Origin of the sequence: Leifsonia xyli subsp. cynodontis DSM 46306 (assembly GCF_000470775.1) — a bacterium.
In the GTDB taxonomy this organism is placed as follows: Bacteria; Actinomycetota; Actinomycetes; order Actinomycetales; family Microbacteriaceae; genus Leifsonia; species Leifsonia cynodontis.
Genome location: NC_022438.1, coordinates 391,016 through 411,985, shown reverse-complemented (window position 1 = coordinate 411,985; position 20,970 = coordinate 391,016). Strand labels below are relative to the sequence as shown.

The window sequence follows — 20,970 nt, the reverse complement described above, 5'->3', positions numbered from 1 at the left end:
CGTTGGCTAGACTCGGCACAGAAAATTACGTGCTCCGGGGTCGGTGAGAGTCCGAACCGGCGGTGACAGTCCGCGAGCGGAGGGTGAGAGCCCGCCGCTGAACCGGTGGAATTCCGGTACCGACGGTAATGCGTCCAGGTTCCGTCCTGGCGCTCAGTCCGGATGGGAGGCGCACGTCGGCGGCCGGTGTCGGCCGCCCGCGCAGCGAACCGTCGCGACCCCTCCCCGGAACAGGTCTCGAGAGACAGGACGGCATCGCGATGACGTGGGAAGACCCGATGCGGGCAGCGTTGCGGCTGGCCGCCAACGGCCCGGCGGCAGGGGTGAACCCGCGCGTGGGCTGCGTGCTTCTGGACGCCGACGGCCGCACTATCGCCACGGGTTTCCACCGCGGCGCCGGCACCCCGCACGCCGAAGCGGACGCACTCAGCAAGGTGCCCGCAGGCGGCGCCCGCGGGGCGACCGCCGTCGTCACGCTCGAACCCTGCAACCACTGGGGCCGCACCGGTCCGTGCTCGGAGGCGCTGCTCGAGGCCGGCGTCGCCCGCGTAGTCTACGGCATCGCCGACCCCGGCGAGCGCTCCCGCGGAGGCGCCGAACGGCTGCGCCAGGGCGGCGTCGAGGTGACCGACGGCGTGCTCGCGGCCGAGATCGAAGAGTTTCTGGACGACTGGCTGACCGCCGCCCGCCTGGGCCGCCCGCACATCACCGTGAAGTGGGCGAGCAGTCTGGACGGCCGCACAGCCGCCGTAGACGGCAGCTCGCGATGGATCACCGGCACAGCCGCGCGCCAGCGGGTCCACGAACAGCGCGAGGCCGCCGATGCCATCGTCGTGGGCACCGGAACGGTGCTCGCCGACGACCCCAGCCTGACCGCTCGCGGGGACGCCGGCGAGTTGCTGCCGAAACAGCCGACGCCGGTCGTGGTCGGCACGCGCACGGTGCCCGGCGACGCGGCGGTCTTCCGGCACCCGCAGCCCGCGATCGTCGAGAGGACGCACGATCTGGTGGAGGTCGTCGCCGACCTCTACCAGCGCGGGTTCCGCCGTGTGTACGTCGAAGGCGGCCCGACCCTCGCCGGGGCCTTCATCGCCGCGGGACTCGTGGACGAGTACGCGATCTACCTGGCCCCGTCCCTTCTCGGCGGACCGCAGCTCGCCCTCGGCGACATCGGCGTCACGACCATCGGCGAACAGCGCAGGCTCCGCCTCCTCGACGTCGAGCGGCTCGGCGGCGACCTCCACCTCCGGGCCGTCCCGGTCCCGACCCCCGACCAGGAAGGCTGACATGTTCACCGGAATCATCGAAGAACTCGGCGAGATCGCCGCCGTCGGCTGGACCGCCGATGCGGCCAGGATCACCGTGCGCGGTCCGCTCGCGGTGAGCGACGCGAACCACGGCGACTCCATCTCGGTGAGCGGCGTCTGCCTGACAGTGATCGGCCGGGACGCGGACAGCTTCACCGCTGACGTGATGGCGGAGACCCTCGCGATGAGCACACTCGACGACGTCGCCCCGGGCCGCCGTGTGAATCTCGAGCGCGCCGCCCGCGTCGGCGACCGCCTCGGGGGGCACATCGTTCAGGGGCACATCGACGGCACCGCAACGGTCCTCTCCACGGAGGAGGGGGGCGCCTGGCGGGTCGTCCGGTTCAGCCTGAACCCCGGGCTCGCGTCGCTCGTCGCGCGAAAGGGGTCCATCGCGATCGACGGCGTCTCCCTCACCGTCAGCGGCGTCGGAGGCGACCGCGACGATGCCTGGTTCGAGGTGTCCCTGATCCCGGAGACGCTCACCGCCACCACCCTGGGCGAGCGTGTACCGGGCGATCGCGTGAACATCGAGACCGACATCCTGGCCCGGCACGTCGAGCGGATGCTCGCGCTAGCGCCGACAGAACGGAGTGCGTCATGAGCATCGCCACCATCCCGGAGGCCCTCGCCGAGCTGCGCGCCGGCCGGCCGATCATCGTCGTGGACAACGAGAGCCGCGAGAACGAGGGCGATGTCATCCTGGCCGCCGAGCTCGCCAGCCAGGAGTGGATCGCCTGGACCGTCAAGAACTCCTCCGGCTTCCTCTGCGCCCCGATGACGAACGAGATCGCCAACCGCCTGGAGCTGCCCGTCATGGTGGCGACGAACGAGGACGTCCGCGGCACCAACTACACGGTGAGCGTCGACGCGGCCGACCGGCTCTCCACCGGCATCAGCGCGACCGACCGCGCACACACGCTCCGGGTGCTCGCGGACCTGGATTCGACGCCGGGCAGCCTGCGCCGGCCCGGCCACATCCTGCCGCTGCGGGCGGTGGAGGGCGGCGTGCGCGAGCGCGACGGCCACACCGAGGCCACCGTCGATCTGCTCAAGCTGGCGGGGATGACACCCGTCGGCGCCATCGCGGAGATCGTGTCCGACGACGGCGAGATGATGCGTCTGCCCGGCCTCATCGAACTCGGCGAGCGCGAGGGCGTCCTTATCATCACCATCGAGGCGCTGATCGCTTACCTACAGGAGTTCCACTGCGACCAGCGACTCGAGTCGCCGACACCCGTCCCCGAGTCCTCGCGCGTGATCTTCGAGGTGGAGACGAGCGTCCCGACGCTGAACGGGCCGTTCCGGATGCGCGCCTATCGCGACCGGATGACCGGCGCCGACCACGTCGCGATCGTCGCCGGCTCCCCGGGCGCGACCGGCACGCTGGTGCGCGTCCACTCCGAGTGCCTGACCGGCGAGGCGTTCGGCTCGCTCAAGTGCGAGTGCGGACCGCAGCTGGACGCCGCGCTCGAGACCGTGCAGCGCGAGGGAGGCGTCGTCGTCTACCTGCGCGGCCACGAGGGCCGCGGGATCGGCCTGATCAACAAGCTACGCGCCTATAAGCTGCAGAAGGACGGTCTCGACACCCTGGACGCGAACCTCGCGCTGGGGCTGCCGGTCGATGCGCGCGACTACGGGGCCGCCACGGCCATCCTGGAAGACCTCGGCATCCGCTCGGTCCGGCTGCTGACGAACAACCCGGAGAAGGTGCGCCAGCTGGAAGAGCACGGCATCGAGGTCGAGGAGCGCGTTGCGCTCGTCGTCGGCGTCGGCGCTTTCAACGAGGGCTATCTGGAGACCAAGCGCGACCGGATGGGTCACGCTATCGGAGACATCGACGAGACGGCGACCGCCGCGGAGAGGACGACACCATGAGTGGAGCGGGAGCGCCCGACGCGGCGGAGCGGATCGACGGAACCGGCCTGAGGGTCGTCATCGTCGCCGGCGCCTGGCACGAGGAGATCGCGAACGGCCTGATCGCCGGAGCCGAGCGCACGCTCGAAGCCGCCGGCGCTTCGTGGTCGATCGTCCGTGTCCCGGGGAGCTTCGAACTCCCGGTGGCCAGCAAGGCGGCGCTGGAGGCGGGCGCCGACGCCGTCGTAGCGCTCGGCGTCATCATCCGCGGCGGAACTCCGCATTTCGAGTACGTATCCGCCGCCGCGACCGACGGCCTGACCCGCGTGGCGCTGGACACCGGCAAGCCCGTGGGCTTCGGCGTGCTCACGCTGGAGGACGAGGCCCAGGGCCTGGACCGCGCGGGCCTCCCCGGGTCCAGAGAGGACAAGGGCGAGGAGGCGGCGCACGCCGCGCTCGCGACCGCGGTGGTGCTGCGGGAGCTGCGAGGCTAGGGGTCACATCGCGATCGTCGTTGCGGGACGCTCGAGTCGCACTCCGGCACCGGGGCGAGTCGCCGAAATCCAGGGTGAACCACTCGGCCGCTTTGCTCTACACTTCACGCATCTCGTCCCCTCGAGCGGTTCCCCCTCAGAGAGACAGCGCGGGCGATTGCGGATTCAGGACCTGACCGCGGTCGCTGGGGAACCACCACACGACGAGCATCCGCAAGCACGGTGTCACGAGGAGAAGGCGAGATGACGGCAGCAGGGAAGCACACGCCTGTTCGATCGCCCAGGGCCGTGGTTCTCTCCGGGATGTTCCTGTCTCTCGCCCTCATCGGTTCTGTCGGCGTCGCAGGAGAAGGATCTTCCTCCGCATCGGCAGCCTCTCCGTCGAGTTCGACGGTCCTCGGCGACCGGAGAGAGGTCGTCGAACCGACGGCGCCGACGACGACCTGCATGTCGCTCACCGCCCGCCTCACGATGATCGACCGCCTGGCGACCGCTTCCCAGGAGACATCGCCACCCGACACCGCACGGATACAAAGCGCTCTCGACGACTGCGCGCAGAACGGGACGTCGGTCGTGGCCGTGCGGCTGACAGCGTCTGACAGCGGAACGAGCTTCTTGAGCGGGCCGCTCTCCCTGCGGCGCGGCGAAATCCTGCTGTTGGACCCGGCCGTCACGCTGTACGCGTCGCGGGACCCTGCCGCCTACCAGATCGCCAAGCATTCGACATGCGGAACCATCGCGGGCAACGGCAACGGATGCAAGCCTTTCGTCTCGATCGCGGAGCCGCACGCCGGCATCGAATCGGCCCAGACCTCCAGCGGCGCCCAGGGACGCATCGACGGACGGGGCGACCTCCCCATGCTCGGCCAGAGCCTCAGCTGGTGGCAATTGTCGAAGAACGCCAAGACAGGCGGCATGCAGAACGTGCCCCGCCTCATTCAGGCGGCTCATGCCGACGACGTCACCCTGCACGACGTGGATCTCCTCGACTCCCCCGGCTTCCATGTCTCTTACAAGGACGGCGACGGCTTGACCGTGTGGGGAGTGCGCATCCAGACCCCCGCGACGGCGCGGAACACCGACGGCATCGATCCCGCAGGCGCCACCGACGTCACGATCGCCGATTCATGGATCATGGACGGCGACGACGGGATCGCGATCAAAGCAGGATCGGGGCCGTCCGCTCACATCACGATCACCCACGACCGCTTCTCCGGGACGCACGGGATATCCATCGGCAGCGAGACGGTCTCCGGCGTCAGCGATGTGCTGGTCGCCGACGACACCGTCAGCGGCGCAGACGCCTTCGGGAACACGAGCGAGTCGGCTGCGGGCATCCGCATCAAGAGCTCACGCAAGACAGGCGGCACTGTCCACGACATCGTTTATCGCGATATCTGCGTCGATCATGTGAAGGCGCCGATCGTCTTCGACACGCACTACGGGGACCGAACAGGACACGCCACACCATGGTTCACCGGAATCGTCGTCGACGGCTTGCGAGCGACGAACTCGTCTGCGAAAGCAGTCGACACGATGGAGGGGATCGACTCCGCTCATCCTCTCGGCCTCACCCTCCGCCGAGTCGATGTCGACGCCCCCGGCCTCATCATGGGGTTCGCGGAGATCACGACGGCAGGAGCCTCCTTCGGCGGCGCTCCCCTCACCAGCACGAAACCGGATGTCCGGGTGAAGACGACCCCGGATGCCGACGCGCCGCCGTCATGCGCCCTCCGTGACCTCGAATCGCCCCCAGCCCGCGATCCCCGGTTATGGCTTCCAGACCATCAGCACCACGACGGCCACCAGCAGCAGGCTGGCGACGCCCGAGCCGGCCGCGATCGCCGGGTACGCCGACGGCTGGCCGCCGCGGATCGCCGCGGCGGCCCGGCGCATGGCGGGAACGACCAGGAACAGGGTGAGCACCAGCGCGACGGCGTACAGGACGATCGACCACAGAATCCACGGCGTCGTGACGCTCAGCTCGTACTTCTTGTCGGCGAGGCCCATCACGCCGAACCCGAAGAGCACGACGAGCAGCGACAGCAGCGAGATCAGGTTCGTGGACTTCGCGAGCACCTCGACCTGCCCGGCGTTCCCCGCCCGGACGGCGCGCATGGCGGTCATCGGAAGGATCGCCATCGGCCCGACGATGAAGACGGCGGACACGACATGCAGCACAGCGAAGAGCGTTTCCATGCCACTCAGCCTACCGAGCGGGTCAGCGGCTAACGAAGCGCAGACGGGGTGAACCAGTAATCTGTCAACCACTCGAGGAACTGCTGCGAGGGATTCTCGGCATGGCGGAGACGGCCCTCCCCCGTCCTGCCGCTGAAGAAGTCATCCCACCCGCGCGAATGGGCTGTGACCTCCGGAGACGAGTGCCGAAACGCCATCGTCCACTCCGCGGACCGCCGCTGCTGGATCTGTTCCTCGTTGATCTTCTGGATGTTCCGATGGCGACGATCGGCGCATATCGCCTCGAAACACTTCTCGACGGCCTCGTCGGGTCCTTCCAGAATCTGAACGAATCGCCCTTCGTGGTACAGCAACGCCCCCGTCAGCTGACGGACGTCGTTGTTCGCTCTGGCCCGCTTCAGGAGGGAGACGAGGCCCCGCTCGGACATCGGCGCCGTGGCTTCACTGACATAGGCAATCGAAATCATCGTGCTCCCTTTGGCTCGGGTCTCAGTATTCATCGTGAACGCCGTTTCGTGGATGCGAATCGGCGTCACACACGGTGGCCCGAATCGTCGGAGTTTAGCGACACCTCCTCCCGTAGTGAAGCTTTAAACCTCAGGTTCCATGTTCGAGCGCGTCCGGAGCCGCCTTCACCCACGTTGCTCCGCGCAGACCTCCCCTGTCACCGGAGTTAGACGGCCGGCTCTCCCGACCGTAAGCTGAAGGGCACACCACAAGCGCCCTCAGCTGCCCCAGCCGCGCGACGCTCCACCGACACTGTCCGCTTTCGCGGACGCCTCCGTCCCCTGCCCCTCATCGTCATCGGAAGTCCCCGCACGCATATCCTCGACGGCCACCGCACCCGCCAACCCGCGCGGGCGCGTCATCCTCGCCAGCCTCATCGGCACCTCCATCGAGTTCTACGATTTCTATGTCTACGCGACAGCGGCCGTGCTCGTCTTCCCGTCGCTGTTCTTCACGAGCGAGGACCCGACCGCGGCCCTGCTCTCGTCGTTCGCCGTGTTCGGCGTCGCATTCATCGCGCGGCCGGTCGGCAGCGTCCTGTTCGGCCACTTCGGCGACCGGATCGGCCGCAAGGGAACGCTGGTCGGCTCGCTGCTGACGATGGGGATCGCGACGGTGCTGATCGGCTGCCTGCCGACGGCCCAGGTCCCGGGCTGGGAGCTCTGGGCGCCTCTCCTCCTGGTCGCGATGCGGTTCTGCCAGGGGCTCGGACTCGGCGGCGAGTGGAGCGGGGCTGCGCTCCTCGCGACGGAGAACGCCCCGGCCGGCAAACGCGCGATCTACGGCACCTTCCCTCAGCTGGTCGCGCCCATCGGCTTCATCGTCGCGAACGTGCTGTTCCTGGTCCTCAGCCTCTCGATGAGCGCCGAGCAGTTCGCCTCCTGGGGCTGGCGGCTCCCTTTCCTCCTGAGCGCTGTGCTGATCGTCGTGGGGCTTTACGTGCGGCTCACGCTCGTGGAAACGCCGGCGTTCCAGAAAGTCGTCGACGACGGCGAGGTCGCCAAGCTGCCGGTGGCCCGGGTCTTCCAGACGAACTGGCGTCAGATCGTGCTGGGAACGTTCATCATGCTGGCCACCTACGTGCTCTTCTACCTGATGACGGCGTTCACGCTCACCTACGGCACGACCGCCGCGACCCAGGATGCCGCGCGCGCCGCCGCCGAGAAGGCCGGCAAGACCTTCGACCCGGCCGGATTCGTCCCCGGGCGCGGCTACACCCGCAACGACTTCCTCATCATGCTCATCGTCGGTGTGGTGTTCTTCGGCGTCTTCACGCTGGTGTCGGGCCCGCTCGCCGAACGTTTCGGCCGCCGCAAGACGCTGATCGGGGTGACGCTCGGCATCATCGCGTTCGGGCTCCTCTTCGTGCCGCTCTTCGCCGGCGGCCCGGTCGGCACGATGGGGCTGCTCATCGTCGGCTTCACCCTGATGGGCCTGACCTTCGGGCCGATGGGCGCGGAACTGCCGGAGCTGTTCCCGACCAACGTGCGCTACACGGGCTCCGCCGTCGCGTACAACCTGTCGAGCGTCCTCGGCGCGGCCGTGGCTCCCACCATCGCCGTGTGGCTGTGGACCATCGGGGGCGGAAGCACCGTGTGGGTGGGCGCTTACCTCTCCGCCGCCGGGGCGCTCACCCTCCTCGCGCTGCTGCTCTCCCCCGAGACGAAAGACGCGGACTACACCGGCGCCGGGAGCTGATCCCCGGTCGCGGAACAATGCCGCTCATCCTTCCCGGCGAAACCGGAGACGCGCGACAGCGACGCTGGCCCGAGGAATCACAGCGAATAAGCAGTCCGCAGGAAGTACGGTCGAGGGGATGGCCGCTTCGCACCGCTCATCCCCTCTTCGCCGGCCCGGAATGGATTCGCCATGAGCTCTGACACGACCTCGGCTCCCCGCCGCCGCTCCCCCTTCGCCCGGCGCGGGAAAGAGGACGGACCGCGAGCGCGGTTCAGCCAGCTGTTCCCCTACCTCCTGGAGCACCACGGCGCGCTCACGTTCGTGGTGGTCCTCAGCGTGCTCGGCGCCGCCGCCAGCCTGGCGCAGCCGCTGCTCGTGAGCCAGGTGATCGACATCGTCGGCAAGGGCAGGCCACTCGGCCCGCTGGTCTGGGGGCTGGTCGCTCTGGTCGTGGTGGCCGGGCTGATCTCCGGCTACCAGCACTACCTGCTCCAGCGGACCGGGGAGGGCGTGGTGCTGTCGTCCCGGCGGAAGCTGGTGGCCCGGATGCTGCGGCTGCCGATCAGCGAGTTCGACACCCGCCGGACCGGCGACCTCGTCTCCCGGGTCGGCTCGGACACGACCCTGTTGCGAGCCGTGCTCACGCAGGGTCTGGTGGAGGCGATCGGCGGGGCGCTGACCTTCGTCGGGGCGCTGATCGCGATGCTGGTCATCGACCCGGTGCTGCTCGGGCTGACGGTGCTCGTGGTCGCCCTCTCCGTCGCGGTCGTGACGACGCTGTCGGGTCGCATCCGGGTGGCGAGTCTGAAAGCGCAGACCAAAGTGGGCGATCTGGCAGCGGCGGTGGAGCGGGCGATCGGCTCGGTGCGCACGATCCGCGCGGCGAACGCGACCGAACGCGAGATCGCCGCGGTGGACGAGGACGCGGCCGGAGCCTGGAGGATGGGCGTCCGGGTCGCGAAGATCTCCGCCCTGGTCGTGCCGGTGGCCGGGATCGCACTACAGGTGTCGTTCCTGGTCGTCCTCGGGGTCGGCGGGTTCCGGGTGGCGAGCGGGGACATCACGGTGGCGAATCTGGTGGCGTTCATCCTGTTCCTGTTCATGATGATCCTGCCGCTCGGGCAGGCGTTCGGGGCGATCACGGCGGTGAACTCGGCGCTGGGGGCGCTGGGGCGCATCCAGGAGATCCTCGAACTGCCAACGGAAGACCAGTTCGACCGGGACATCGCGCCGCTGGCGCTGACGGGCGGCGCGGCGAGCGTGGGCCTGGACCCGGATGTTCCGGCGATCGAGTTCGCAGAGGTCGTCTTCGCGTATCCCTCGGCGTCCGTGACGCGAGCGGAGGCGGCGGCCGGCGGCCGGGATGTCCCGCCCGCGCCGCGCGGGGGCGTGCTGCACGGGGTCAGCTTCTCGGTGCCGCGCGGCAAGCGGACCGCGCTGGTCGGCCCGTCCGGCGCGGGCAAGTCGACCATCCTGGCTCTGATCGAGCGCTTCTACGACCCCGAGGCCGGTGACGTGCGCTTCGGCGGGAGGGATGTGCGCACCCTCGACCGCGAATCCCTCCGCTCCCAGATCGGCTACGTCGAGCAGGACGCTCCCGTGCTGGCCGGCTCGATCCGCGACAACCTCATGCTCGCGGCCCCGCACGCGAACGACGCGCGCTGTGTGGAGGTGCTGCACGCCGTGAACCTGACCGAGGTCCTCGAGCGCAGCGAGGAGGGGCTCGGCGCTCCGGTGGGCGAGGACGGCATCATGCTCTCGGGCGGCGAGCGCCAGCGGCTCGCGATCGCGCGGGCGCTGCTGGCCGCTCCCCCGGTTCTGCTGCTGGACGAGTCGACGTCCAGCCTCGACGGCCGGAACGAGCAGCTCATGCGCGAGGCGATCGACGCGGTGGCGGAGGACCGCACGCTCCTCGTGATCGCCCACCGCCTCTCCACCGTCGTGGACAGCGACCAGATCGTCGTCCTGGACCACGGCCGGGTCGCCGGCGTCGGCACCCACTCCGAACTCGTCGCCTCCACTCCGCTCTACCGCGACCTCGCCAAGCACCAGCTGCTCGTGTAGCGCCGCGGCCACCGACCCCGCGACGCGACCGTCGGAAAGGGAGGAGATCGAGCCGGAATCCGGGCGAAACGCAAGAAAAGGAGGACGTTTGGGCCGGATTCTGAGCGGTTCTCCTCCCTGCGCGACAGGGGGAAGCGGGGCGGCGAGGAGGCGGGACAGGGCGGGTGGGGCGGCTAGGCGCGAAGCTTGTGACGGAGGGAGGCCAGCTCGGCGGTGAGGGCCGCGGGGACCCGGGAGCCGAAGCGGGCGAAGTACTGCTCCGTCAGATCGCACTCGGCGAGCCAGCGCTCGGCGTCGATGTCGAACAGCGCGGCGAGATCCTCTGCGGACAGGCCGAGGCCGTCGAGGTCGAGCTCATCGGCGATCGGGAGGCGGCCGATCGGCGTCTCTTCGGCGCCGGCGCTCCCCTCGACGCGGCGCGCGATCCACTCGATGACGCGGGCGTTCTCGCTGAAGCCCGGCCAGAGGAAGCGCCCGTCGTCGCCCTTCCGGAACCAGTTCACCTGAAAGACCGCGGGAGCGTCCACGCCCAGCTCCTCGCCCATCCGGAGCCAGTGCGCCCAGTAGTCGGCCATGTTGTATCCGCAGAAGGGCAGCATCGCGAACGGGTCGCGGCGCAGCTCCCCGACAGGCCCCTCCGCGGCGGCTGTCTGCTCGGAGGCAATGGTCGCGCCGATGAAGACACCGTGCTTCCAGTCGCGGGCCTGGGCGACCAGCGGCACATTGGTCGCCCGCCGGCCTCCGAACAGGATGGCGTCGATCGGCACCCCTTCGACGGCGTCCCACTCGTCCGCGATGACCGGGCACTGCGCGGCCGAGACCGTGAAGCGGGAGTTGGGATGCGCGGCCGGACGTCCGCTCGCCGGCGTCCAGTCGTTCCCCTCCCAGTCGATCAGGTGCGCGGGCGGCTCCACGGTGAGCCCCTCCCACCACACATCGCCGTCGTCGCGGAGGGCGACATTCGTGAAGATCGTGTTGCCCCACAGCGTCTCGACAGCGGCCTTGTTGGTGAGCTCGCCGGTGCCGGGGGCGACGCCGAAGAAACCGGCCTCCGGATTGATCGCGCGCAGGCGACCGTCCGGGCCGGGCCGCAGCCAGGCGATGTCGTCGCCGACGGTCTCGACCGTCCAGCCCGGGATGCCGGGCCTCAGCATCGCGAGGTTGGTCTTGCCGCACGCCGACGGGAACGCCGCCGCGAAGTGGAAGACGCGGCCCTCGGGCGAGGTCACCTTGACGATGAGCATGTGCTCGGCCAGCCAGCCTTCGTCCCGGGCCATCACCGAGGCGATCCGCAGCGCGAAGCACTTCTTGGCCAGGAGGGCGTTGCCGCCGTACCCGGAGCCGTAGGACCAGATCTCACGCGTCTCCGGGAACTGGACGATGTACTTGAGCGGGTTGCACGGCCAGGCGACATCCTCGTGGCGGACGCCGTCCTCATCCACCAGCGGAGCGCCGACGCTGTGGACCGTGGGCACCCAGGGCTGCCCGGCGGCGATCAAGTCGAGCACGGTGTTCGTCACGCGGGTCATCATCCCCATGCTCACAACGACGTAGGCCGAGTCGGTCAGCTGGATGCCGAGCTGCGAGAGCGGTCCGCCGACCGGCCCCATCGAGAAGGGGACGACGTAGAGCGTGCGTCCGCGCATGCTGCCGGCGAAGACGGCGCGCAGTTCGGCGCGCATCCCCTCCGGCTCGCGCCAGTTGTTCGTCGGACCCGCGTCCGCTTCGTCGAGCGAGCAGATGAACGTGCGGTCCTCCACGCGCGCGACATCGGAGGGGTCGGTGCGGGAGAGGAAGCTGTTGGGACGCCACTCCGGGTTGAGGCGGATGAGTTTGCCCTCGGCGACCAGCTGTTTGGTGAGCCGGTCGGTCTCGCCCCGCGAGCCGTCGCACCACACGATGCCGTCCGGCTGGAGGAGGGCCGCCAGCTCGTCCACCCAGGCGTGGAGGGCCGCGAGCCCCGTGTACGCGGACGCGGTGGGCGGGGCTGTCGCGGTGTCGCGGTCGGCGGCGCGGGTGGTGTCGCGGGATGCGTCGCGGTCGGTTCCTGTGAGCGGGAGTTCGGCGATGCTCATTCTGACAGTCCTCTCGGTCGAAAGATCGGCGGTGAATCCACTATCTGTGAGAAATCGAGGTCTTGAATCCGATTTTCTGGTTAAGAATCGTGATTCTTTCGCTATCGTGAAGAGATGGACCCGCTCGCCGCCGATCCCGTCGCCGACACTGCCACGCTCGGCCATCGCATCCGCCATTTCCGCACGCAGCGCGGGCTGACGCTCGACGAGCTCGGCGCCGCCGCCGGGGTCGCCGCCAGCCAGCTCTCCCTCATCGAGAACGGCAAGCGCGAGCCCCGGGTCACACTGCTCGCGGGCATCGCCGCCGCGCTCGGCGTCCCGGTGGCCGACCTGCTCTCCGCGGAGCCGCCCGACGAGCGGGCAGCGCTCGAGATCGAGCTCACCCGGGCGGAGCGCAGCACCCTCTACGGCTCCCTCGGCCTGCCCGCGGTCAAACCGACCAAAGGCACGCCGACGGAGACGCTGCGTGTACTCGTCGGCCTGCACCGGGAGCTCGCACGGCGGGCGTCCGAAGCCATCGCGACCCCCGAGGAGGCGCGCCGGGCCAACACCGAACTGCGCGAACGGATGCGGAGGCAGCACAACTACCTCCCCGAGATCGAGGCGCTGGCGGAGGAAAGGGTGCGCGCCTCCGGGCACACTCGGGGCGCGCTCACACACCGCGAAGTCAGCGTGATGGCCGAGCAACTCGGTTTCGAGCTGATCTTCGCGAGCGATCTGCCGCGGTCCACCCGCTCGATCACGGACCTGGAGAACGGGCGCATCTACCTGCCGCCGGCCTCCATCCCCGGAGGCCACGGCCTGCGTTCGATGGCGCTCCAGGCAATGGCCCACCGGCTGCTCGGGCACGAACGGCCGGGCATTTACGCGGACTTCCTGCGCCAGCGGCAGGAGATCAACTACTACGCGGCCTGCTGCCTGATGCCTCGAGAGGCCGCAGTCGCCTTCCTCGACCAGGCGAAGCGGGAGAAGGAGCTCGCGGTCGAAGACTTCCGGGACGCGTTCGGCGTCACCCACGAGGCGGCGGCCCTGCGGCTGACGAACCTGGCGACGAGCCACCTCGACATGACCCTGCATTTCCTGCGCGTCGGCGACGACGGCGCGCTGTACAAGGGCTACGAGAACGACGGGCTGCCGCTGCCGAAGGATGTCACCGGGTCGATCGAGGGCCAGGTCGTCTGCCGCAAGTGGGGCGCGCGGACGGCGTTCACCCACGCGAACCGGACGACCGAGCTCTACCAGTACACCGACACCCCGGCGGGGACGTACTGGTGCGCCACCCAGGTCGGAAGCACCGCAGACGGCGGTTTCTCGATCAGCGTCGGCGTCCCCTTCGACCAGGCCAAGTGGTTCCGCGGGCGCGAGACGACCATCCGCACCGAGTCACGCTGCCCGGACGAGTCGTGCTGCAAGCGGCCGGCGGCGGAACTCTCCGGACGCTGGGCGGGCAGAGCGTGGCCGAGCGCACGGCTGCACGCGCACATCCTGTCGCCGCTGCCGTCCGGGTCGTTCCCCGGGGTGGACGACTCGGATGTCTACAGGTTCCTGGAGGCGCACTCGGCCCTGTGAACGAACGCGCCACCCTGTGAACGCTCTACCAGCCGAACTCCAGGGTTCCGTAGACGCCATCGCCGAGCTCGAAGCAGGCGCCGCGTTCGAGAAAGGTCCTCTCGCCGCCCGTCAGCCGGATGGATTCGCCGTCCGGCCGCGTGACGACGGTCCCGTTCCGGGAGCCGAGGTCGGTGGCGGCGACCAGGCCGTCGGCCACATCCACCAGGAGGTGCGTCCGCGAGACGTCGGCCGAGGCGCGCGGCAGCGTCACCAGGCGCGGCCCTGACAGCTCAGGGCGGACGGAGGGGCGCGGGGCGCGGCCGAACAGCACAGGCCGGTCCAGCTCGATCACCCGCCCGGTCGAGAGCACGATGTGCGCGCCGGGGACGGGCCCGCTCGCGGGGTCGTCCCCGGGCGGCAGAGCGCTCGCGACCGGGGAGGCTGCGGAAGCGGACGCCGCCTCATCCGCAGCGGCGGGCCCACCCTCGGCGGACTCCACCGCGACGGGTTCGGCGGCGGCAGGTTCCACAGCACCCGGTTTCCCGACCCCCCTTTCCTCCGGCGCAGGGGCGTCTGTGCCCGTCTCCGTCAGCACAACGCTCAGCACGTCCGCCCGGACGACACCGCCCTCGAACGGCAGCGCGTCACCGGCGGCGAACGGGGCGTCGACTTCGCCCAGACGGAAGGCGTCCGCCCGCGCCACCGTGACCTCCGACCAGGTGAGAACGTCCGGAGCCATGGATGCTGCGCTCCTCCCCCGCGCTGAGAACGACCGCCTCGGCCACCCCGGCGACGAGGACGTGCCACGTCTCCGCACCGCGGACGACGACGCCGAGCGACGAGATCGCACTGTGGTCGAGGGCCAGGATGGCGCGTATCACACCCTCCGCGCCGCGCTCATCGATGAGCGCGCGGTAGAGCCGCTTGACGATGTCCACCGGGGTGTCCGCCGAGCAGAACGCCGCGCCTTCGCCGCCGACGATGACGTAGTGCCCGCCCGTCGTGTACTCTTTTCGCATTGGCGCCTCCTCGGTCGATCGGTCCGGCTCTGAGGAATATACCGCTTGAGATGTCAAACGGGGTCACTCGGGCTGCATTCGGATTCCGCCGTCAAGCCGGATCGTCTCTCCATTGAGCATCGGGTTCGCGACGATGGCGAGCACAAGCCGAGCTTACTCATCGGGGCTGCCGAGACGGGAGGGGTGCGGAACTTGCGCCGCGAGCGAGTGCTGCGCGGCCTGCGGCAGGCCCGCCATCATCGGCGTCTCGAAGAGCCCCGGCGCGATCGTCACGACACGGATCAAGCTGCGGGCGAACTCGCGCGCCAGCGGCAGCGTCAGGGCAGCGACGCCGCCCTTGGACGCCGAATAGACGGACTACCCGATCTGGCCCTCGAACGCCGCGACGGAGGCCGTGTTGACGATCACACCGCGCTCCTCCCCCAGCGGGCTGGTCTCGACCATCGCGGCCGCCGCCAGGCGGATGACATTGAACGTGCCGATCAGGTTGACGCGGACGACCCGCTCGAAGCTCTCGAGCGGGAGCACCCCGTCCCGGCCGATCACCTTCTGGGCGGTGGCGATGCCCGCGCAGTTGACGACGACACGGAGCGGGCCGAGCGCGACGGCGACGGCGACCGCTTCCCGCACCTGGCCTTCGTCGGCGACATCGGCGGCGAAGCGCGCGGACGGTCCGAGCGCGTTCGCCGCCTTCTCGCCCTCCGAGCGGGGAAGGTCGAGGAGGACGACGCGGGCGCCGGCCGCCGTGAGGGCGCGAGCGGTGGCATTGCCCAGTCCGCTCGCGCCGCCGATGACGAGGGCGGAGCATCCGTCGATCTGCATGACTGTCCTTTCGCCGGGGATGCGCTGGCCGCCGTGTCCGTCAGCGCAGAAGCTCGATGAGGGTGGCGTTCGCCATGCCGCCGCCCTCGCACATGGTCTGGAGTCCGTAGCGTCCGCCGCTCGCCTCGAGTTCGCCGAGGAGCGTCGCGAGCAGGCGCGTTCCGGAGGAGCCGAGCGCATGGCCGAGGGCGATCGCGCCGCCGCGCGGGTTCAGCCGACCGGGGTCCGCACCGAACTCGCGGCGCCAGAGCAGCGGGACCGGCGCGAAGGCCTCATTGACCTCGTAGGCGGCGACCGCGTCCAGCGCCACTGCGCTGCGGTCGAGCAGCTTGCGTGTGGCCGGCACGATGCCCGTCAGCATGAGGAGCGGATCGCTGCCCGCGACCGCGAAGGAGTGGAACCGCGCGCGGCGTCATCCCGAGCCGCTCCGCCGCCTCCCGGCCCATGATGAGCACAGCCGAGGCGCTGTCGGTGAGCGGCGAGGAGTTGCCCGGGGTGATCTGCCACTCCAGCTGCGGGAAACGGGACGCGAGCGCGTCGGTGCGGAAGGAGGGCGCGAGTCGCGCCAGGCGCTCGACGGTCGTGCCGGGTCTGATGGTCTCGTCGGCGCTGACGCTGCCGCTGCCCGGTGTGGGCACCGGCATCAGCTCGCCCTCGAAGGCTCCCGCCGCCGCCGCTTCCGCGGCACGCTGGTGGGACGTCGCTGCGAAATCGTCCAGTTCGGCTCGCGAGAGGCCCCAGCGGCTGGCGACCAGTTCGGCCGCGACGCCCTGGTTGACGAGCCCATCGGGGTACCGCGCGCTCAGCAGTTCGCCGCTGGGGGAAGCGCCGCCCGCGTTCGAGCCCATCGGCACTCGGCTCATCGACTCAACCCCGCAGGCGATCACGATGTCGTACGCGCCGGCGATCACGCCCTGAGCGGCGAAAGCCGCCGCCTGCTGGCTCGATCCGCACTGCCGGTCGATGGTCACAGCGGGAACGCTCTCCGGCAGACCGGACGAGAGCACGGCCGTGCGCGTGATGTTGGCGGCCTGCTCCCCGGACGGGGTGACGCATCCTCCGATCACATCGTCCACCAGCACCGGGTCGAGACCGGTGCGGTTCACGAGTTCGGCGAGCACACCCGCGAGCAGGTCGGCGGGGTGGACGCCGGAGAGCGCGCCGACCGGTTTCCCCCGCCCCGACGGAGTGCGGACCGCGTCGACGATGACGGCCTCGGTGCGCGGCATGGGCAGCCTCCTCCACTGTCGAGGGCCGGGTGTCAGAACGGAGTCCGCGGCGAGCCGCTCGTGGGGCCCTTGCCGGCCATCCGCCTCCTTCGGTCTTCGCACATCGAACGACGGGATCGGCGGAAGGCGCACACGCGGACGGAGACTCCCCAGAAAGGGAGCGGCGCGGTCTCGGCAGGCGCGGAGCGAGCGTCAGTCTTTCTGCGCCCGGCCCTCACGGTGCGCCGTGTCCCGCCACAGCCGCGACGGCCACCAGATGGCCCGTCCGATGTCGTACGAGAGCGCCGGCACGAGCAGGGACCGGACGATGACGGTGTCGAGCAGCACCCCGACGGCGACGATGAACGCGATCTGCACGAGGAAGAGGATCGGGATGACCGCGAGCGCCGCGAAAGTCGCCGCGAGCACGACCCCGGCCGAGGTGATCACGCTGCCCGTCACCCCGAGCCCGCGCAGGATGCCCGGCCGCGTTCCGATCCTCAGAGACTCCTCGCGCACGCGCGTCATGAGGAAGATGTTGTAGTCCACCCCCAGCGCCACGAGGAACACGAACCCGAACAGCGGCACAGCGGCATCCGCCCCCGGGAAACCGAAGAGTTGATCGAACACGAGCGCCGACACACCGAGCGCAGCGCCATAGGAGAGCACGACGCTGCCGATCAGCAGCACCGGGGCCAGCATCGACCGCAACAGTAGCATCAGGATCAGGAGGATGACCGCGAGCACGATCGGGATGATCTTCGCCAGATTGCTCTGCGCGGTGTCGTTCGTGTCGAGCGCGATCGCGGTGACGCCGCCCACGAGCACGGTGGAGTCGCTCGCGGGCAGGGACGCCCGCAGCTCCCGCACCACCCGCTCGGCGGCGGCCGAGTCCGGCTCGGAGGTCAGCGTCGCCCGGATGAGCACGCGGCCGTCCGCGACGATCGGCTCGGACGTCTGACCGGTCACCGGTCGCCCATTCCCCGTGTAGAGAATAGCCGACGCGATCCCGTCGTTCCTCTCGGCGGCGGCGAGCACCGCCTCCCCGTCCGCTTCGCGCGCGTCGATCAGCACGGGTGAACCGGAGCCGGCGTCGAAGTGCTTCGCGAGGATCTTCTGCCCCTCGACAGCGTCGGAGTGCGACAGCACGACATCGGTCTGCTCGACGCCGTTCGCCTTCAGCTGCGTGAGCCCGAGAGCGCAGGCGGCGAGGAGGACGAACGACACGATCCAAGTCACGCGCGGACGGTGGGCGATTAGCGTCCCGACGCGGCGCCAGAGGCCGCGGAGGCCGCCGAGCCCAGCGATCCGCTCCTCCTCCACATGCCGATGCTCGTGACCGTGCTCACCCGCGTACCTCGGCCGGAAGGGCCAGAACGCCGCACGCCCGAAGACGGCGAGCAGCGTCGGCAGCAGAGTCAGCGCCGCGAGCAGCGAGAAGACGATGCCGATGGCAGCGATCGGCCCCAGGCTCTTGTTCGAGTTCAGATCGGAGAACAGCAGGCACAGGAGCGCCAGGATCACGGTCGCGCCGGAGGCGACGATCGGTTCGAAAGCCGACTTCCACGCCGTGACGATCGCCGACCAGCGCGACTCGTCGCGCTCCAGCGCCTCCCGGTAGCGGGCGACGAGCAGCAGCGAGTAGTCCGTGGCCGCGCCGATGACGAGGATCGACAGGATGCCCTGACTCTGCCCGCTCAGCTTGATCCAGCCCCACAGCGCGAAGAAGTACACGACGAGGATGGCCGCGCACAGGGCGAACACCGACGTAAGCAGCACGAGGAAGGGCAGCAGAAGCGCACGGTAGACCAGCAGGAGGATGACGAAGACCGCCACGACCGCGACGAGCAGCAGGATGCCGTCGATGCCACCGAACGCGGCCACGAGGTCCGCTGTCAGCCCAGCCGGCCCGGTCACCCAGCCCTCGGCGCCGTCGGGGAGGGTGTCTCGCAGCGTGGTCCGCAGCTCCGCGACGACGGTCTTGACCTCGTCCGAGTCGGCGACCGGCACGATGAACTCGACCGCGCGGCCGTCCTCCGACGGGATCGGGCCGGCCACGCTCGTGCTCTGGCCGGACTCGGGCGGCTGGACGCCGTCCACTTCGCCGAGCTTCGCACCCAGCTGGACGTAAGCGGGCAGATCGCTCTTCGGGATGGACTCCTCCGCCTGAACGACGACGATCGCGGGGATCGCTTCAGAGTCGGTGAACCGCTGCTGCCACTCCTGCACTCTGGTCGACTCGGCGCTCGCCGGCAGGAAGGCGGCCTGGTCGTTGCTCGAGACGCCGGAGAGCTTCCCGAACGTCGGCCCGCCGAGACCGCCCAGCAGCAGCCAGACGAGGATGAGCGCGCTGGGCACGACCACACGCAGCCAGCGGGCGGGCGCGCCCGTGATCGACCCCGACATCCCGACCGCCTTCCGTCGCTAGCCGGGCCGATTACCTAGCTGAATTAGCAATCAGCATAGTGTTCCGCTCAGACCGAGTCGACCGGCGGCGCGTCGGCCCCGCGAGCAGAGCCCGCCACGCCGATCAGCTGTTGGAGAGGTTGTCCCCGCACCGGTAGAAACCGGTGACGAGCGCGTCGATGGCCTGTTTGGCGTTGGCGCTCACCGGGCCGAGCGCGAACACGGCGAACGTCAGAGGAACGCCGTCGGCGGAGTCCACCACGCCGGAGAGCGTGTAGCCGTTGTCGATCCAGCCGGTCTTGGCATGCACCGCGCCCCGCGCGGCCGAGGACGACCCGGTGAACCGGTTGTAGCTCGGGCCGAGCGTCCCGGTCTGTCCGGAGATCGGCAGCCCGTCGTAGACCACGCCGAGCCCCTTCTCGCGGCTGAGGACCTTGACGAACAGGCGCGTCAGATACGAGGGCGGCACCGCATTGTTTGCGCTGAGCCCGGAGCCATCGGCGATGTGGATGCCGGCCGTGTCGATCCCGTAGCTTTTGAGCCCGGCCAGCACACCCGCGTTCTCCGCGTTGAACGTGTTGCCGGCGCCCGTCTTGATCGCCACCAGCCGGGCGAGCTCCTCCATGATCGTGTTGTCCGAGTACTTCATCGCCTGCTCGATCAGCGCTGTCACGGGCTGCGACTGGACGGCGGCGAGCTGCTGCGCGCCCGCCGGCGCCGTGCCCGACGAGACCGGAGCGTCTGTCCCGAGGTACTCCTGGAAGTACCGCACCGCACGCCCGATCGGGTCGGTGCTCCGCGGCGACTCGACCACCGCCGGGTTGTCGCGGTCGCCGTCGACCATGAGGGCGGTCATGTAGGGCGTCGACCCCTCGACCACCCGCTCCTCGTGCTCGTCCCAGCTGGGCTGCCACACCGGACCGCCGAACAGCGACGTGTCCACCACGATCGAGGTCACCGGCTGACCGCCGAGAGCCTGCTGCGTCTGAGCCGCGAGATCCTGGATGGAGGGCGCCCCCGTGTAGAACGCGCCCCGCCCACCCGGCAGGCGAGAGAGCGTCACGTCGCCGCCGCCCACCAGGACGATCTGACCGGGGACGCTCCCGGCCAGCACGGTCGTCTGCACCCGGTGGTCGGGTCCCAGCGTGGCGAGCGCCGCCGCCGCCGTGAGCGTCTTCAGCACCGACGCGGTCGGTGCCGGCTTGCTGCCATTGCGGTCGAACAGCACCTCTCCGGTCTTTGCGTTGACGACCTGCGCCTCCAGGTTGCCGAGCCGCTTGTCCTGCGCCAGGGAAGCGACCGAACAGGTGCGCAACCGGGCCGCCGCCGGCTGCGCCGCCGGAACCGGCCGCGCAGGATCGGCCGTCGGCGTCTTCTCGACGTCGGCTGTGGCCTCGTCCACAGTCCCGTCCGCCACAGGGGCGGGCCCGAGCGTCGCGCCCAGCGACACACTTCCCACGCCGAGCACGACGAAAACCGCCGCGGCCCCGGCGATCATCCACGCCTTCGGATGTTTGCGGATCGCTGCCATCACGCCGCTGAGGACTGCGGGCGCATCCCGTCTGCCACCCCGCTGGGCGGCGGCCTCCCTCTCGGCGGCTCGCCGTTCCGAACGGGTCGCGGGCGCGCTCCCGACCGGCTGAGCCTCGCTGGGAGTGTTCGTCGTTTCAGACTCGGTGCCCAACGGCTGACCCGAGTCGCGCTGGTCCGATTCGCGCATCCAGGTATATTATCCGGCTTCGCTGAATTCGCTAATCGGGACGGTGTCTGGCGGAAGAGAA

General features: G+C 70.0%; 15 protein-coding genes, 3 pseudogenes and 1 riboswitch. Of the genes and pseudogenes, 8 read left to right on the top strand and 10 right to left on the bottom strand.

Features of this window, described 5'->3' with window-relative positions; all coding sequences use genetic code 11:
- Window positions 1-26: 26 nt before the first annotated feature.
- Window positions 27-178, top strand: a riboswitch (FMN riboswitch).
- A gap of 82 nt (window positions 179-260) precedes the next feature.
- The 5 genes and pseudogenes from ribD to O159_RS16170 form a co-directional block, all read left to right on the top strand.
- A complete protein-coding gene (gene ribD, locus O159_RS01945) occupies window positions 261-1,286 on the top strand; it encodes a bifunctional diaminohydroxyphosphoribosylaminopyrimidine deaminase/5-amino-6-(5-phosphoribosylamino)uracil reductase RibD (RefSeq protein WP_043993909.1) in 1,026 nt (341 codons plus the stop codon).
- A 1-nt stretch (window position 1,287) separates the two neighbouring features.
- Window positions 1,288-1,911, top strand: a complete 624-nt coding sequence (locus O159_RS01940; protein WP_021754083.1) for a riboflavin synthase — start codon at window positions 1,288-1,290, stop codon at window positions 1,909-1,911.
- The gene (locus tag O159_RS01935; protein ID WP_021754082.1) at window positions 1,908-3,185 is read left to right on the top strand and encodes a bifunctional 3,4-dihydroxy-2-butanone-4-phosphate synthase/GTP cyclohydrolase II; all 1,278 of its coding nucleotides are present in this window, start codon (window positions 1,908-1,910) and stop codon (window positions 3,183-3,185) included. Before O159_RS01940 ends, O159_RS01935 begins: the two co-directional genes overlap by 4 nt.
- Window positions 3,182-3,658 carry a 6,7-dimethyl-8-ribityllumazine synthase gene (gene ribH, locus O159_RS01930; RefSeq protein WP_021754081.1) on the top strand — a complete coding sequence of 159 codons (477 nt, stop codon included), beginning with the start codon at window positions 3,182-3,184 and terminating at the stop codon, window positions 3,656-3,658. Before O159_RS01935 ends, ribH begins: the two co-directional genes overlap by 4 nt.
- 243 nt (window positions 3,659-3,901) lie before the next feature.
- Window positions 3,902-5,245 (top strand): annotated as a pseudogene (locus tag O159_RS16170) (glycoside hydrolase family 28 protein); the annotation flags it as partial.
- 183 nt (window positions 5,246-5,428) lie between these two features.
- Here O159_RS16170 and O159_RS13665 read toward each other — a convergent pair.
- The 3 genes from O159_RS13665 to O159_RS14885 all read right to left on the bottom strand — a co-directional run bounded on the left by O159_RS13665 (window position 5,429) and on the right by O159_RS14885 (window position 6,741).
- On the bottom strand, window positions 5,429-5,785 hold the full coding sequence (locus tag O159_RS13665; RefSeq protein ID WP_236609594.1) for a conjugal transfer protein TrbL: 357 nt from the start codon (window positions 5,783-5,785) through the stop codon (window positions 5,429-5,431).
- Between the two features lie 101 nt (window positions 5,786-5,886).
- Window positions 5,887-6,393 carry a BLUF domain-containing protein gene (locus O159_RS13070; RefSeq protein ID WP_021754079.1) on the bottom strand — a complete coding sequence of 169 codons (507 nt, stop codon included), beginning with the start codon at window positions 6,391-6,393 and terminating at the stop codon, window positions 5,887-5,889.
- Window positions 6,394-6,582: 189 nt separating this feature from the next.
- On the bottom strand, window positions 6,583-6,741 hold the full coding sequence (locus tag O159_RS14885) for a hypothetical protein (protein WP_169725647.1): 159 nt from the start codon (window positions 6,739-6,741) through the stop codon (window positions 6,583-6,585).
- Between O159_RS14885 and O159_RS01915 the strand changes: the two genes are divergently transcribed.
- Together O159_RS01915 and O159_RS01910 are read left to right on the top strand one after the other, a co-directional pair.
- On the top strand, window positions 6,680-8,062 hold the full coding sequence (locus O159_RS01915; protein ID WP_043993440.1) for an MFS transporter: 1,383 nt from the start codon (window positions 6,680-6,682) through the stop codon (window positions 8,060-8,062). The two genes, O159_RS14885 and O159_RS01915, sit on opposite strands and share 62 nt — an antisense overlap.
- Before the next feature lie 171 nt (window positions 8,063-8,233).
- On the top strand, window positions 8,234-10,108 hold the full coding sequence (locus O159_RS01910; RefSeq protein WP_021754077.1) for an ABC transporter ATP-binding protein: 1,875 nt from the start codon (window positions 8,234-8,236) through the stop codon (window positions 10,106-10,108).
- A gap of 173 nt (window positions 10,109-10,281) precedes the next feature.
- On the opposite strand, the gene O159_RS01905 is transcribed toward O159_RS01910, so the two are convergent.
- Complete coding sequence (locus tag O159_RS01905) at window positions 10,282-12,183, bottom strand: phosphoenolpyruvate carboxykinase (GTP) (RefSeq protein WP_021754076.1); 1,902 nt, start codon at window positions 12,181-12,183, stop codon at window positions 10,282-10,284.
- Between the two features lie 114 nt (window positions 12,184-12,297).
- Between O159_RS01905 and O159_RS01900 the strand changes: the two genes are divergently transcribed.
- Window positions 12,298-13,752 (top strand): helix-turn-helix domain-containing protein, encoded by a 1,455-nt coding sequence (locus tag O159_RS01900; protein WP_021754075.1) that lies wholly within the window; start codon window positions 12,298-12,300, stop codon window positions 13,750-13,752.
- A 25-nt stretch (window positions 13,753-13,777) separates the two neighbouring features.
- Here the strand turns inward: O159_RS01900 and O159_RS13065 are convergent, their stop codons facing one another.
- The 6 genes and pseudogenes from O159_RS13065 to O159_RS01865 all read right to left on the bottom strand — a co-directional run bounded on the left by O159_RS13065 (window position 13,778) and on the right by O159_RS01865 (window position 20,720).
- Window positions 13,778-14,473, bottom strand: coding sequence for an FHA domain-containing protein (locus tag O159_RS13065; RefSeq protein ID WP_144267512.1), 696 nt, complete (start codon window positions 14,471-14,473; stop codon window positions 13,778-13,780).
- On the bottom strand, window positions 14,379-14,753 hold the full coding sequence (locus O159_RS01885) for a hypothetical protein (protein ID WP_043993437.1): 375 nt from the start codon (window positions 14,751-14,753) through the stop codon (window positions 14,379-14,381). Before O159_RS01885 ends, O159_RS13065 begins: the two co-directional genes overlap by 95 nt.
- A gap of 63 nt (window positions 14,754-14,816) precedes the next feature.
- Window positions 14,817-15,575: pseudogene (locus O159_RS01880) on the bottom strand (SDR family NAD(P)-dependent oxidoreductase).
- 40 nt (window positions 15,576-15,615) lie between these two features.
- Window positions 15,616-16,804, bottom strand: a pseudogene (locus O159_RS01875) (thiolase family protein).
- A gap of 192 nt (window positions 16,805-16,996) precedes the next feature.
- Complete coding sequence (locus O159_RS01870; RefSeq protein WP_021754074.1) at window positions 16,997-19,189, bottom strand: MMPL family transporter; 2,193 nt, start codon at window positions 19,187-19,189, stop codon at window positions 16,997-16,999.
- Between the two features lie 124 nt (window positions 19,190-19,313).
- Entirely contained in the window at window positions 19,314-20,720 is a 1,407-nt protein-coding gene (locus O159_RS01865; protein ID WP_236609593.1) for a D-alanyl-D-alanine carboxypeptidase/D-alanyl-D-alanine-endopeptidase, read from the bottom strand.
- Window positions 20,721-20,970: the final 250 nt, after the last annotated feature.

What these genes read in the sequence shown, in the direction of transcription:
- O159_RS13065 (WP_144267512.1), bottom strand. Translation starts at nt 14,473, where the DNA reads ATGGCTCCGGACGTTCTCACCTGGTCGGAGGTCACGGTGGCGCGGGCG.
- O159_RS01865 (WP_236609593.1), bottom strand. Translation starts at nt 20,720, where the DNA reads ATGGCAGCGATCCGCAAACATCCGAAGGCGTGGATGATCGCCGGGGCC.
- ribH (WP_021754081.1), top strand. Translation starts at nt 3,182, where the DNA reads ATGAGTGGAGCGGGAGCGCCCGACGCGGCGGAGCGGATCGACGGAACC.
- O159_RS01870 (WP_021754074.1), bottom strand. Translation starts at nt 19,189, where the DNA reads ATGTCGGGGTCGATCACGGGCGCGCCCGCCCGCTGGCTGCGTGTGGTC.
- O159_RS01940 (WP_021754083.1), top strand. Translation starts at nt 1,288, where the DNA reads ATGTTCACCGGAATCATCGAAGAACTCGGCGAGATCGCCGCCGTCGGC.
- O159_RS01935 (WP_021754082.1), top strand. Translation starts at nt 1,908, where the DNA reads ATGAGCATCGCCACCATCCCGGAGGCCCTCGCCGAGCTGCGCGCCGGC.
- O159_RS13665 (WP_236609594.1), bottom strand. Translation starts at nt 5,785, where the DNA reads ATGACCGCCATGCGCGCCGTCCGGGCGGGGAACGCCGGGCAGGTCGAG.
- O159_RS14885 (WP_169725647.1), bottom strand. Translation starts at nt 6,741, where the DNA reads ATGAGGCTGGCGAGGATGACGCGCCCGCGCGGGTTGGCGGGTGCGGTG.
- O159_RS01900 (WP_021754075.1), top strand. Translation starts at nt 12,298, where the DNA reads ATGGACCCGCTCGCCGCCGATCCCGTCGCCGACACTGCCACGCTCGGC.
- ribD (WP_043993909.1), top strand. Translation starts at nt 261, where the DNA reads ATGACGTGGGAAGACCCGATGCGGGCAGCGTTGCGGCTGGCCGCCAAC.
- O159_RS01910 (WP_021754077.1), top strand. Translation starts at nt 8,234, where the DNA reads ATGAGCTCTGACACGACCTCGGCTCCCCGCCGCCGCTCCCCCTTCGCC.
- O159_RS01885 (WP_043993437.1), bottom strand. Translation starts at nt 14,753, where the DNA reads ATGCGAAAAGAGTACACGACGGGCGGGCACTACGTCATCGTCGGCGGC.
- O159_RS01905 (WP_021754076.1), bottom strand. Translation starts at nt 12,183, where the DNA reads ATGAGCATCGCCGAACTCCCGCTCACAGGAACCGACCGCGACGCATCC.